The organism is Bradyrhizobium sp. 170 (assembly GCF_023101085.1).
Classification (GTDB): domain Bacteria; phylum Pseudomonadota; class Alphaproteobacteria; order Rhizobiales; family Xanthobacteraceae; genus Bradyrhizobium.
This window is the reverse complement of sequence record NZ_CP064703.1, coordinates 3812263-3825278: the sequence shown is the minus strand read 5'-3', so window position 1 is coordinate 3825278 and position 13016 is coordinate 3812263. Positions and strand designations below refer to the sequence as shown.

Annotated in this window: 11 protein-coding genes and 1 riboswitch; of the genes, 4 read left to right on the top strand and 7 right to left on the bottom strand. The window is 58.9% G+C overall.

The window, feature by feature from the left end:
* Positions 1–145: 145 nt before the first annotated feature.
* The 3 genes from IVB05_RS17535 to IVB05_RS17525 form a co-directional block, all read right to left on the bottom strand.
* On the bottom strand, positions 146–583 hold the full coding sequence (locus IVB05_RS17535; RefSeq protein WP_247785831.1) for an EamA family transporter: 438 nt from the start codon (positions 581–583) through the stop codon (positions 146–148).
* Positions 580–963 (bottom strand): fluoride efflux transporter CrcB, encoded by a 384-nt coding sequence (crcB, locus tag IVB05_RS17530; RefSeq protein ID WP_247785829.1) that lies wholly within the window; start codon positions 961–963, stop codon positions 580–582. Before crcB ends, IVB05_RS17535 begins: the two co-directional genes overlap by 4 nt.
* A gap of 27 nt (positions 964–990) precedes the next feature.
* A riboswitch (Fluoride riboswitch) is annotated at positions 991–1053 on the bottom strand.
* Between the two features lie 1027 nt (positions 1054–2080).
* A complete protein-coding gene (locus IVB05_RS17525; protein ID WP_247786761.1) occupies positions 2081–2314 on the bottom strand; it encodes a recombinase family protein in 234 nt (77 codons plus the stop codon).
* A 384-nt stretch (positions 2315–2698) separates the two neighbouring features.
* On the opposite strand from IVB05_RS17525, the gene IVB05_RS17520 reads away from it, so the two are divergent.
* From IVB05_RS17520 to IVB05_RS43520, 3 genes are all read left to right on the top strand, one after another.
* Positions 2699–3907: an MFS transporter gene (locus tag IVB05_RS17520; protein WP_247785827.1), complete on the top strand. Its 1209-nt coding sequence runs from the start codon at positions 2699–2701 to the stop codon at positions 3905–3907.
* Positions 3908–4676: 769 nt separating this feature from the next.
* Positions 4677–4970 (top strand): hypothetical protein, encoded by a 294-nt coding sequence (locus IVB05_RS17515; protein ID WP_247785825.1) that lies wholly within the window; start codon positions 4677–4679, stop codon positions 4968–4970.
* A 36-nt stretch (positions 4971–5006) separates the two neighbouring features.
* Entirely contained in the window at positions 5007–5141 is a 135-nt protein-coding gene (locus tag IVB05_RS43520; protein WP_256473359.1) for a hypothetical protein, read from the top strand.
* Between the two features lie 563 nt (positions 5142–5704).
* On the opposite strand, the gene IVB05_RS17510 is transcribed toward IVB05_RS43520, so the two are convergent.
* Positions 5705–6328, bottom strand: a complete 624-nt coding sequence (locus IVB05_RS17510; protein WP_247785823.1) for a ParB-like protein — start codon at positions 6326–6328, stop codon at positions 5705–5707.
* A gap of 327 nt (positions 6329–6655) precedes the next feature.
* Positions 6656–6874, bottom strand: coding sequence for a hypothetical protein (locus IVB05_RS17505; RefSeq protein ID WP_247785822.1), 219 nt, complete (start codon positions 6872–6874; stop codon positions 6656–6658).
* A 1825-nt stretch (positions 6875–8699) separates the two neighbouring features.
* Here IVB05_RS17505 and IVB05_RS17500 point away from each other — a divergent pair.
* Positions 8700–8978: a (2Fe-2S)-binding protein gene (locus IVB05_RS17500; RefSeq protein ID WP_247785821.1), complete on the top strand. Its 279-nt coding sequence runs from the start codon at positions 8700–8702 to the stop codon at positions 8976–8978.
* Between the two features lie 534 nt (positions 8979–9512).
* Here IVB05_RS17500 and IVB05_RS17495 read toward each other — a convergent pair.
* Positions 9513–10544 carry a bile acid:sodium symporter family protein gene (locus tag IVB05_RS17495; protein ID WP_247785819.1) on the bottom strand — a complete coding sequence of 344 codons (1032 nt, stop codon included), beginning with the start codon at positions 10542–10544 and terminating at the stop codon, positions 9513–9515.
* 711 nt (positions 10545–11255) lie between these two features.
* On the bottom strand, positions 11256–12896 hold the full coding sequence (locus IVB05_RS17490) for a Na+/H+ antiporter (RefSeq protein WP_247785818.1): 1641 nt from the start codon (positions 12894–12896) through the stop codon (positions 11256–11258).
* Positions 12897–13016: the final 120 nt, after the last annotated feature.

Here is a 13016-nt window from a genome sequence, read left to right as displayed (position 1 = left end):
CGGACGATGTCCGCCTATCGGCGAGGACCGGAAGTCATCGTCGGAGAGTCAAAACGACGCGATTGACCCATCTGAGACGTTGCAGTAGCGAAGCTGGTCTCAACCCTTTGAATACTCGCTTTGACCGATACGATGCCGTTTCCTCCTATGCTCGGTAGGCAACGAGAACGGCACCGCACGCGATCAGAATGACGCCGAGCCAATTTGGCAGCGCAAGCCGTTCACCCAAGAAGAGCACTGCGAAAACCGACACGAAGACAACGCTGAGCTTGTCCACGGGAGCAACGCGCGCGGCATCCCCGAGCTTCAAGGCGCGGAAGTAGCAAATCCAAGAAGCGCCTGTCGCGGCACCAGATAGGATGAGGAACAACCACGTTTTCGCGGACACGCTGGACGGCTGCTGCCAGTTCCCGGAGGCGTGGACGATCAGTGCGGCCACCAACAGGATGACTACTGTGCGAATGAAAGTCGCAAAGTCCGAATTGACGTTCTCGATACCGATCTTTGCGAAGATGGCTGTTAAGGCCGCGAAACCTGCGGAAAGCAGCGCCCAAAATACCCAGGAGAGCAGAAGATTCTTCATGAAAGTGCCCGAACAAACCGCAGCGCCGCGATCAGGGCACCAACAGACAGCATCACCGAAGCCACCATGTAAGCAAATGATGCCAACGTGTGTCCACGTTCAATCAAGTAGTAGGTGTCCAGAGAGAATGTGGAGAAAGTCGTGTAGCCGCCACAAATGCCAACTGTCAGGAATATCCGCATTGCCTGCGACAAATCCCATTTGGCTGCGAAAAGGCCGACGAACGCACCAATCAAAAATGAGCCGGTCACGTTGACCATGAGCGTGCCCCAAGGAAAGTCAGTTTCGAACAGCTTTCCCGATCCGATGCCCACCAGATATCGCGCGACTGATCCGAACGCGCCGCCGGCCGCTACAGCAAGAATGAGTTGAGGGGTCATTTGCACATACTCCTACCTGCGCTCTCGCGCCCAGCAGGAGTCATCAGCCGACACGGCGGTTACCGGGGGAACTCCATCCCCATCACTTGGGAACGAGATAAGCGAAATAGTCAGCATCGACAAGTCCCCACCTCAAATGACGGGCGTCACAGTTCGCCTATTGGCACTTTTGCGAGGTGGCGGCCGACACCAAGGACGTCCGATTATCGGAGTAAACCGGAAGTGACCGGTCCATTTCCCAAACGCGCTTTTGACCCAAAGCGGTCATCGCGCGAAGCACCGTGCTGCGCATGCCCATTTCTCGCTCGCGGCTCGGCACCCTACCACTGAAGTCGCCAGAGCCGATGCTAAGCTCGAAAAACTGCAGCAACTTTCAAGAAGACCACGGAAGGAGCAGACTTCATTCCAAAAACAAAAACTTGCTCTGTGAGATGTGAACAGCTTTGCGTTTTCCACCGTGCTTAAACAAGGTTTTAATGGCGACGGGGCGGTTGTCTCTTATCTAGAAAACAAAGGAGATAACCATGAAACTTGTGACCCTGGCACTAGCCTCTGCGTTCGCGCTCTCAAGTACGTTCGCACTTGCATACACAAATCCAAATCATCATAGGTCAGGTGTCAGGACCCACCACGGTGCGGTTGGCATGAGTTACGCCCCGACGTATAGGGGGTGGATGAACTACGGTGGGTGTAGGGACAACGGTGGGTATCTGGACGGTTGGTGTTCGGACGGTGGCAGGTATGGGTTCGGTCCGAACAACAGACCCGGGTTGGTTGGCGGCGACGACTCCGGTACCTAGCCCTAAGCGCAGGCGCCGCGTTTCTGCAAGGCTTTTTGGGCATTCTTCAATCGAAGTAGCGCGGCGCGCCCGCTTTCCGACGCTAATTCGGCACGGGTACGACTTCCGCATTGGGCACTTTTCGGACCTGGCCCGATGTCTTCGTTTAGTCTGCTATCTTGGCAAAAGCGAACAAGGGCCGCCCTCGCCTATCCGTCCGTTCGGCGCGCCGAGATGCCGCTGTATCCTGTCAAGATGGCCGCGGCTCCTGCTTGAAAACACGCTGCACTACGCTCGTGCCGATGCGAATAATCTCCCGCTCGAACTCAGCAATACACCTAACATCTGAAACATCGCCTTGCCGGCGGTGGTTGACGTATCGATACCTTGCTGATGAAGGAACAGGTCGACCCTTTTTCCTGAAGCTCTTGCAGGATGCCGAGCAGATCGGTCAGCGATCGACCGAGCCGATCCACCGACCAATCGGCGACCATATCGAACTCCTTGGCATTCACCGCCTTCATCGTCCCTTCTAGTCCGGGATGTTTGTCCCTGCCCTTGGCACCGCTGATGCCAGTGTCCTCGTAGACTTTCTAAATCTCCCAGCCCGACCGTTCCGCAACCGCGCTCAATTCGCGGCTTTGATTGTCGGTGTGACGAATGCCTTAAACCGCCACCTCGAAGCCGGCAGAAGTCAGCGCCAGCCGCCACCCCGATCAGCTTGAGCTGACCGCCGCGTACCAACGCCCAACCTGCTCGCATAAAATCGAATTGAGTTTTCTGAACGGCAATTTAATGGTGCCGGCAGGCCGGCCGTCTATCTTCAACTCTGACGGTAATGCTTGTGGACGCAGATAGCCTAGAGGTGTGACGCTTCATCAGTCCATCGAACCGTCGTCTTGCTGAAGTGCAAGGTTCCGGCGCCCGCATTAGCGCCGTTGAAACGGTAAACGCTCATGCCTCTCGCAACTAAAATTCCGGCCTCCACGAGCCGACTTCCTTTGCTCGCCCTCGCGTTGGCTTCGTTTGGGATCGGCACAACCGAATTCGTGATCATGGGACTGTTGCCCGATGTTGCCGGCGATCTTGGCGTCACGATCCCGCACGCCGGTCTCCTTGTGACCGGATATGCGTTGAGCGTGGCATTCGGGTCTCCTTTCCTTGCCATTGCAACGGCAAGGATGGACCGGCGGAGGGCGTTGCTTTTGCTGATCGGCATCTTCATTCTCGGCAACCTGCTTTGCGCGCTGGCTCCGAATTATGCCCTGTTGATGGCCGCGCGAATCGCAACGGCACTTTGTCACGGCGCATTCTTCGGACTCGGCGCTGTCGTCGCCGCCACCCTGGTGCCGGAGCAGAAAAAGGCCCAAGCGATCGCAATGATGTTCGCCGGTCTCACCCTCGCCAATGTGCTGGGCGTTCCGTTTGGCACCGCACTCGGCGAAGCCGTCGGCTGGCGGAATACATTTTGGGCCGTGGTTGTCATCGGCTTCGCCGCGGCATTTGCCCTTTACGCCTGGCTGCCGCGCGACATACCCGCTCCCCGCATGCAGTTCATCCACGAGGCAAGGTCGCTTGGCAGCACGCAAGTGATTTTAGCAATGCTGATCAGCATGGCGGTGTCTGCAAGCCTCTTCAGTGTCTTCACTTACATCACCCCGATTCTGGAGAACGTGACAGTGATCTCGCCGCACGAGGTCACGTTCATGCTGCTGCTGTTCGGCACTGGACTCACGGCGGGTAATTTCATTGGAGGGTGGCTCGGCGACCGGAAGCTGATGCCGTCAGTGATCGGCATCCTGGCGTTACTGATTCCGGTCTTGGGCCTGTTCACGCTTACGACCGGATCGCTGGTGCCGGCGGCCGCGACGGTCTTCTGCTGGGGCTTGCTGGCGTTCGCCCTGGTCTCCCCATTGCAGATGCGCGTCGTCAACGAGGCAGCGCAGGCGCCCAATCTCGCCTCTACCCTCAATCAGGGTGCATTCAATCTTGGCAACGCGGCAGGCGCCTGGGTCGGCGGTCTCGCCCTGACCGACGGTCTGGCCTATCGCGAGTTGCCGTGGATCGGCGCGGCTCTGGCCGCTGTCGCCTTCACGCTCAGCTTTCTGTCCCATCGGCTCGACGTAAAGGCGTCCGTCGCCGGCGCGCCGGAAGGCGCGCGATGACATCTGCCCTACCGCACATTTTCTCGCCGGACGCATCTGGTATCGGACCGAGTAGTCAAGCACCTTGGGCTTACTAAACACTGATCGGCCTGTGTTAGGCGGCGATTGGAGGCTATCAGCCTAAGCCAGAGGCGGCGCTTCCGTTATACAGCCACTGCCGGGTCTCTTCGTCGGTCCATCCGGGAACCGCGAATCGCGGCGAGGGAGCGGTAACATGTTGGACCGGGCGTAAGTGACCCACAGGCTGTTTGAAGTGATGCACCGTCGCGGCGTTGGCAGAAGCGCACAAAGTGGTCAGTAGGCCCAAGGCCAGAACGGCTCGCATCGCATTTGCTCAGTTATCATGGATGTCACGTCGACTATGTGCGCACTGGTGGCCACCGCGCCAAGTCGTAGCGGCTTCACGATTGGGTCAAATGCCTTTGATGCCGCTTGGCTCGTGTGCCCGTCAAAACGCACGGAATAAAATTCAATTTAATGGTGTCGGCGGATTGCGAACCTACATCAACTTGACGCACATCGACCAACGAATTGGGCAGAACAAAATGCACGATCAAGAGAAAGGACCGGCGGTGATACCCCCGATAGCAACGCTAATCGTCGCAGTCGTAGGTACGGCTGGTATCCTCCTTAACGACTTCGGCCCAGGCAACGCCTCGCAGGGTGGTAGCAATGCGGGAATGATCACAGCCGCGGCGGTGTCGAGGGTCGGCGCAATCGAAATCCCTTCAGAGCCGCCCGCCGGCCGGCGCTAACGAGGAGTCTCGGCATGAAAAAGCTCTCCGTTCTTTGCATCGCCCTTTGCGTTGGCCTTTCAACCACGGCGGCGTTTGCCCGCGGCGGCATGGGAGGAGCGCATGGCATGGGATCGCCTCATATGGGTATGTCCATGATGGGCGGCGGCGCGTTCGGCACCACCGCTGCCGCGCCCGGCACCAACTCGTCGGGCACGGCGCTTTCGTCAGATGGCGTGGGCCACCCCATGCTTGACACCAAGCCCGCTATCGACCCTGAAGACGCGAAGGTCGACAAAATGATAAATTCGATCTGCCGGGGATGTTGATGCTTCTGGGTTGCCACTGAGTTAAGGAACGTCAAAATGATTGAAGCAGTCGCGACATTTCTAGCCCTGCTTAGCGCCGGTATCTTTGTGACTCACGCGGTCGACGCTTACGCCCACGTGGCGAAGGTCAATGAAGCGGTGCGCAATCGAGAAGATCACCAGCGCAGTTAAGTGTCGTCGTTTGCACAACCCGCCGGCGGTTCTCCTTCATGGCAGGTGTGAAAATCTTACTCATGTTAGGCCGCGGCAGGTCGCGGCAGCCTGTTAGCAGAGCGACGAACCTGGCCGGCGTCCCCCTCTGTGATCGATGACAAGCACCTCGAATTCTTCAAGACGTTTCACGGCGAAGCAGACGGTTCGCCGCGACAATCCGGTTGTGCGCGCGAGGAGCTTCTGACCAGCCAAAGCCCAATTGAAGCGCGGCGGGCCGGGTCTCGGTTGATGAACTGCAAGGCGATAATCAGGCCGATGAGCTTCTCAGAAGGGGAGAGTTCGGAGCCGATATCGATTCCATCCAGCGATCGCGAGCTTGTCGCCAGGGAATGGCTTCCCGAGGCAGCCCTTCCTACGCAGCGCTTCCGCGAAGCGGACTCACTTCGATCGTTCGATCGAGCTCGCCCCACGCTTCGTGTCAGCGTACGCTTGGAAGGCCTGTACACTTGATTAGGTCTGGACCGTTCGAATTCCGGCCCCACACTCCGGAGCCCGGAACGAACAGAATTGTGTACCTCCGCTCAGTCCAGGGATGCTGGCCCGCCCCATCCAGGAAGATAAATGGCTTCCTGACTCTTGGCAAACTTCATTGCCGTTATGAGTGCGCGATCAAAATCACGCTCAACGAGCCTGCGTTTGATTCGCCGTCGCAGAAAGTCCGCCCACAGAAACTCGCTGAACGGTGTCGTATCTTTGGCGAATCCCCCCGCGCGCCTCAATTCGCCGGCCAGAGAGCGGAAAGGATCATCCACGAGGTCTCGCACCGATTTCGGAATATCCTTGTAGTCGCGACGACGACCCTTGTCGTCAAACGGATGCATCCACCTGCGATTGTCGAGAACCCTCCAAAAAGTATCCGGGTCGACCATGCTAAGGTTGGCGACAACCGCAACCAACACATGTTTGACGCCCTCCTCGTGAAGTGCGCGCGTCAAATGATGATGATCAATAATATAGAGGCGATCACTGGGTCCCAGAATAACTGGAATCATGTGTTTGCCGAGAAACTCCGCAGCTTTCTTGTCCTTCTTCTCGCGCCAGCCTTTCCGCTTTCCCTCGACCTCGCGCATGCCTACGGTAATCTGGGTTGGGCGCAGGTCGGTGATACCTATCGGCTTAAGAACCGGTTCGCGAACCGCCACCATTGGATGCTCCTGCATATGCTGTCGCTTGTGTATGGCTGCGGACTAACGGCACGTCCGCTGGCTGGTCGAATACCCCGATCATTGAGCCGGTTGGCAATCTGCCTGAGATCGATCGCGACCAACGCGAGATGACGCGATGGGCCACAACCGGACTCGCAGCAAATTTGAATGCTCAGTAGCGTGGGGGCCGTTCAAAGAATTCGGGCTGGTGGCAAATCGCTCCCAGCCCGAACTATTCGCAGGCTTCCCACATTACAGTGCCAGGGGCACGCCGTCATCGATCCGGGTTCGTTGCCTGGCCGTTCAGCCCGATGCGGCGCCGACTGATCAATTAGACCATGCGGGTTCGCACGGCGGTCTGGTGTAGGGGTCCGATGCATATGCGCCGACGTCCGGAGCGCGGACGCAGTCACGCCCGGCAAGGGCGCCACGCGGGGCGCTGACATCGGCCCCCTTGGCGACCTGCGGATACTCCCGAGCCACCACGGGCGTGGTCAGCATGGCTGCGGCGATCAGCCCTGCCGACAGAACTTTGAATCTGGTCATTTCAGTTCTCCATTGGATACAGAGGCCAAAACATTTTGGCGTCTGCTTTGAAAATGCGTGGAGCGACCGGCGATTTAAATGAAATATTTGTTTATGGTCGTTCACCGCTGCGCGAGGTCGGCGGAGAAAACGATCACAAATTCCTGCCCACGCTCGTCACGCGCCGTTGCGCGTGAACACGCCATCGGCGGCTAGAATTTCATTCACGATCCGAAGAGAGTTTTTCAACGGTTTGCGAAACGCGGCCGGTTGCCGACATTCGGAGAGCACCTGCGGATCGGCGGGTAAAGACGCCTGAAGCTCCGAACATGTTCTCAAGCCTGATTGGCCAACGATTGAAGCGGCCGCTTATGGCGCTCCATGTTGGCGTAGGCGGCTCCGTCGGTCCGATCGACAGAAGCAGACTTTACGAGACTGCTTGGGTCTGCATTCGCGACCGGGTCGAGCCAGTAGCAAGTCGGCCATGTCCGCCATGCCGCCGAAGGCGGAAGAAGATTCAGAGCATCAGCGGGTGGTCTCGTTCTCATAACGCCGTGCCGCCGCCAAACTTGGACGGATCGTTGTAGCTCGGGGTGTCGTCGTAGTGGACCGGCGGCCGTGGCGGAACGGCGTCGTGAAAGGACAAACCTTGGACATGTCGCGGTTTAGAGCGATGCACCGTCGCGGCGTTGGTGGAAGCGCACAAGGTGATCAATAGGCCCGTGCCGATCAGGACGGCGTACGGCGTAGCTACAGCCTTCCTCACTCTCCGCATTTTGATTTCTCCATAGGTCGATCGCGTCCCCGATCGGCTGTGCGCGGGCGATCGGTCGTCCGGCCCCAGCGACCGGGGGGAGCCGCTGGGGCCGTGCTAGCAGTGCCTGCCTGAGGGAGAGCGGCACGATCCTGATGTAGGTTCGCAATCCGTCGGTCCCATTAAATTCTCTGTTAGATTCCCGGAGTGGCTTGCCATAGGCAGGCAAGAACCGCCGCTGTGAGCGCTGGCGGGGGCCTAAATCCTGCTGGCCGCCGGCCCCACGTTCTGCGGGTGTTCGATCAGAAATTTTCGGACATACTCACATCGCGGACTGTCGAGGACCCGCACCAAGTGACCTCCAGGGTTACGTTCGATCCTAGGTTTGCATCATACGGCCCCGACGTTTGGGGCAATGAGGCGGCTTGATCGGAATTAACGACAAGGCCGCCAATCGAGGCGGCCTTAGCGCGGCTCCATCTGGCGTCCATCCTCGTACGCCCCCTCCCCGACTTCGCTGCCGTTTCGTCATGACGGTCAAACCAAGGTTTATCGCAGACGACCAGAAGATGTTATGCCACAGAACGCAAGTGTGATGGAAGAACCCACCCAAATCGAGCATGTTCACGCAGGAGGCGCTGCGCTGAGCTAGGCCTCCGATATCCGCGAGGCGCAAAGTTTTGAATCGTGCGGACGGAGTCGATTTCCGTCAGCGCCTCAGAGGCCTGTTTTGGAAGGCGTAAGTAATTCGGACGAGCATCTCACACGGCAGGTTTATCATGCACAATCACGATTTGGTTTCCGATGGATTCCTCACGCTGACAGCGGCCAGCCTTGTGCTGCTTGGCTCGAGCTTGCTGGCTTTCGCGTTCAGCTGAGCTGACAATTTCGGACGTTCTCGCCTCTCGCAACCGATTGCCGACGGACTCGATTGTGCATCCCCGTGAATGTACCACTTTCGTGCAGTTCCTTTTGTCTCGCTGCCGCCCGTGCGATAGTAACGCCGCCTTTCGCAGATTTCGATCAACGGGCGAAACTTCTCAATGACGCAGGCGACGTCCGGGAAGCATCGCAGACCGGACCCGCCTCCAAATGATCGTTTGTTCCTGTAACGTCCTCAGCGACCACGACGTCCGCAATGCCGTGAACGGCAGCGGGTCCTTGCCGCGAAATGCCAAGCAGTTCTATGGCTGCCTTGGTTGCAGCGCCGATTGCGGTCGTTGCGCGCGCACCATCAACACCATCATCGAAGAGGCACTCGGTCCCTGCGTCGAGGCGTGCTGTGCCAGCTGCTCGCACAGCCAGGAGGCGGCCTCACGCGCAAAGACGCGCGCGTTGGCCCGGAAATTACGCGAGAGCCAGGCAAGGTAGGCGACGGGGACGGTTCCGCGATCGCTGCAATCCCCGTCATAATTTCGCGTCACTGATCGCCCGTCGATTATTTTCGGTCTTTCGGGTAGCGGACATTCCAGGGATCAGTCGGCAAGTCTCAAAGTGCCGTGTGTGGACGGCTCCGGGTTGGCAAGGACCTTCGTCACGTCGCAGGCTTTGTCGGTGCAGTCATGTGTTCGGCTTGCAGGTGCGGTTCACATGACCACTGGCCATGATGCTCTCCGTGGACCAGGTTCCGGTCAAAAGCGCCCGCTCGACGATGCGATGGCACAAGTGGGTTGTCCCGATCGCCGGATCGACCGGCTCTGCATTACGCACAGTTCGCCTCCCGACCTTCACATCACGCCGGTTCCGACACGATCTCGTTACGCCGCAAGCGCGACGGGTTGCTTGTATCGCTCGCCATCAGCCTTCATGACCCAGGTCATCCGCGCAATCAGTCCGGAATAAGGGACAAGCACTACCCGTTGAAATTGAAGCCGCGGCGAACCCGCAGCAAAGGCGGGAGCTTTTTCAGTGCGGCAAAAGGGATTTCGCATCCGCTGAAGCCAGGGATGGAAAAGTCTCCGCGCAACGGCCCCACCGCTGGGCCAGTGCCGCGCAGACCATCAACTGGATCTGATGGAAGATCATGAGGGGAAGGATGGCCGCGCCCACGGCGTGCGAAGCGAAGATCACCTTGGCTATGGTGATGCCCTGAGACAAGCTCTTCTTCGAGCCGCAGAAGACGATGGTTACCCGGTCGGCACGCTCGAAGCCCAGCCATTTGCTGACCAGCGCGGTGGTGATTAGCGCGGCCGCCAGAAGCACGCCGTCGGCGACTAGCAGCCCGGCCAGCGCCGAAGGCGGAACCTGGCGCCACAGGCCTTCGCCTACTGCCTCGCTAAAGGCTGAGTAGACGATGAGCAGGATCGAGCCTTGGTCAATCCCGCTAACGATGCTCTCGTTGCGCTGGATCCATCCGCCAATCAACGGCCTTAGAAGCTGCCCGCAGACGAAGGGCACGAACAGCTGCAGCACGATTTCGCCGACGGTTCGCCAGCCCGAACCCAATCCGACATGGCTCGAGAGCACGAGGCTCCCTACCAGCGGCGTGACGAAGATGCCGATGATGCTCGAGGCCGAGGCGCTGCAGACCGCCGCCGGGACGTTGCCCTTCGCCATGGCCGTGAAGGCAATTGAGGATTGGACCGTGGACGGCAGGGTGCAGAGAAATAGGATACCGGCGTAAAGCGTGGGCGTCACGAGTGGAGACAGGAGCGGTTTGAACGCCAGGCCGAACAGCGGAAACACGACAAATGTAATCAATAGCACCAGGACGTGTAGCCGCCAGTGGCTTGCCGCCGCGATCACGGCTTCACGCGACAACTTTGCTCCATGCAGGAAAAACAGCAGGGCGATGGCGACGTTGGTGAGATCATCTACGGTCGCCGCCGCCGCGCCGCGGCACGGCAGGACGCTCGCTACGACGAGCGTCCCGATTAGCGATAGGGTGAAGTTGTCAGGCAGAAACTTGGGGCGGGACATGCTAGTGATCTGATTCATTCAGGCGATTCCCAAAACATGCTCCAGCCTGTCTGGCCGTGAAAATCAGACCTCCTTCACTTGGCCTTCGAGCAGCGACCGGAAACCGGCTAGCTCGTACTGGAAGGCTTATCAAGCCGAACGTCCGCTCCAGGTTAGCTTCGAAAGCGCCTGACCGCAAAGCGCGCTTCACCTCGGGAAACCAACCTTAGCTCATGCCCGGCCACGCGAGTTCGAGGTCTTTCGCGGCACCGGAAACATCCCCCAGTGAGAACAGCTGATCCATTCGTCGTGATCGATCGCGATCGCAGATCGTGATGCTGTTACTGTCAACTTCATGGTTGTCTCCTTTATTGTGCGAATATTTTTCAGATAGGAAACGCCCAAACCGTCACCATTAAAATCTTGTTTAGGCGCGGCGGGAACGGTGCAAGCACGTTCAGCAGCCGCGTCGTACGAAACGGGCTAATGTCCGTGTTGGTCACTAGCGGAAGCCTATGCAGCTCTGAACGGTGTCTGCTGTACCCAACAAACAAACCCGCGCGGTCCTTCCGCAAATTGCCGTGCCGCGCAATTTGCCACGCGTCGACATCAATGGAACGCCTTCACACTGCTTGTGCCGTCGGCCTCGCACCAATTCCAAGAGGATGCGCCTGGAACGAATTAATCGCGACCCCACAAGAAGGTTAGGCGTTGGAACCGCGGAGGCTATAGCGATGCGAATTTCGCGCGTCACCGCGTTGCGAAGCGCGACTCCAGCAGATCAAGCTCTCTAACCAACTTGCGGGATGTCTCGTCGGAGAGCCTGCGAGCACGAGCAATACGGTAGATTTCGGTCCGTTCGGCACGAAGCCCGGTCAGGCGCAGCCTCCGCTCGATCTCATCGATCTTTCGCGCTAGGGATGCTTCTTTGCCGGTCGTTGAGCGACCATTGATCCGCTGGCGATAAAGCTCCATGATACGTACCCCGGCATCGGTATATAGATCGACGTCGCTGTGGCCTTCCCCCATGTGATGCTGCGCCTTCTCGATCGCCCGAATCGCCGCTTTCGCCGCGGCGATGCGTGCCAGGTCCTCTTCTTCCTGTGGCGACGGCTCAGGTGGCAATTTGAGCCCCTTGAGGAGAAACGGGAGGCTGAAACTTGCCGCGACCAGCGACACAATGATCACGCCAGCAGCGAGAAAGATTGCAAGGTCGCGCGCCGGAAACGCAGACCCATCGTTCATGGTCAGAGGCAGCGTCAGCACGCCGGCGAGCGTTATGGTCCCTCGAACGCCGGCGAGCGATGTCGCCGCGATGAGACGCCAGCTTGGTACGTATGAGTTTTGACCCTTCAGCGCTGCCCGAAACAACGTGAAGCGCAATGACGTCCAGACCCATGTGAATCTCAACACCGCAAGGGCGAGATTGATGGCAACCACATACACAACGAGCCAGATCGGTTCGTGGTGTCCGGCCTCACGCACCACCTGCGCTGCACCGATGACGAGCCGCGGAAGCTGTTCTCCAAGCAATACGAAGATGATGCCGCTGGCGGTAAACTGAACAAGATCCCAAACCGCGCTGCGCCGAACTCGGGTGATGGGAAGCGCCTGGCCGCTCTGTTCGACGTAGCTCATGGTGATGCCAGCCGCGACGGCGGCGAGAATGCCGGAGCAATGCAGATGCTCGGACAAAAGGTAGGCACCAAACGGGATCAACAGGCTGATCAGGATCTGCGAGCCGGTCTCCTCGCCGAAATGCCGCGATACCCAGTTCTTCGCGGCGGACGCAATCCAGGTGACGCCTACACCTATGGCAACGCCGCCGATCGCAAGCCAAAGGAACGTGCCGACCGCGGCGAGGAGCGAGAACGTCCCCATTAGTGCTGCGGCAATGGCGAAGCGCATGCACACGAGGCCCGAGGCATCATTGAGCAGCGACTCGCCGTCAAGAATGTGCATCAATCGCTTGGGAATTGGCACGCGGGTAGCGATCGCGGAAACTGCGGTAGAATCGGTGGGTGAGACAATCGCGGCAAGTGCGAAGGCGACGGCCAGCGGCATCGCCGGGATCATCCAGTTGATGAAAGACCCGACACCAACGACCGTGAACACGACGAGGCCGAGCGCCAGCTCCAGGATTGTCGCTTTGTCGCGCAACAATCCCTCCTTCGGAATGCGCCAGCCATCCAAGAAGAGCAGAGGCGGCAGGAACAGAAGGAAGAAAATATCCGGCCTCAATTTGACGCCGAAATTCGCGACCGAGGCAATGAATGCGCCGAGCGCTATCTGCACGAGCGGCGGCGGCAAAGCCATTGGAGACATTCGTGCGAGCGTGCCGCTGACCACGACGGCGAGCAGGAGAAACAAGGCAACGGCAATCGTCTCCACGGTCTACTCGCGATGATCGATGTGGTCAGAAGTTTGGCGCGTCGATTTCTCTCTTGCCCCTTGCGCCGAGAACCAAGCAGGTCGGACGAAACGGGCCGGGCTCGATCGGCCGGCGCTTGG

Excerpts from the sequence above, each read along its gene's own strand:
- IVB05_RS17535 (WP_247785831.1), bottom strand. The coding sequence starts at position 583 with ATGAAGAATCTTCTGCTCTCCTGGGTATTTTGGGCGCTGCTTTCCGCA.
- crcB (WP_247785829.1), bottom strand. The coding sequence starts at position 963 with ATGACCCCTCAACTCATTCTTGCTGTAGCGGCCGGCGGCGCGTTCGGA.
- IVB05_RS17520 (WP_247785827.1), top strand. The coding sequence starts at position 2,699 with ATGCCTCTCGCAACTAAAATTCCGGCCTCCACGAGCCGACTTCCTTTG.
- IVB05_RS17515 (WP_247785825.1), top strand. The coding sequence starts at position 4,677 with ATGAAAAAGCTCTCCGTTCTTTGCATCGCCCTTTGCGTTGGCCTTTCA.
- IVB05_RS43520 (WP_256473359.1), top strand. The coding sequence starts at position 5,007 with ATGATTGAAGCAGTCGCGACATTTCTAGCCCTGCTTAGCGCCGGTATC.
- IVB05_RS17510 (WP_247785823.1), bottom strand. The coding sequence starts at position 6,328 with ATGGTGGCGGTTCGCGAACCGGTTCTTAAGCCGATAGGTATCACCGAC.
- IVB05_RS17505 (WP_247785822.1), bottom strand. The coding sequence starts at position 6,874 with ATGACCAGATTCAAAGTTCTGTCGGCAGGGCTGATCGCCGCAGCCATG.
- IVB05_RS17500 (WP_247785821.1), top strand. The coding sequence starts at position 8,700 with ATGATCGTTTGTTCCTGTAACGTCCTCAGCGACCACGACGTCCGCAAT.
- IVB05_RS17495 (WP_247785819.1), bottom strand. The coding sequence starts at position 10,544 with ATGAATCAGATCACTAGCATGTCCCGCCCCAAGTTTCTGCCTGACAAC.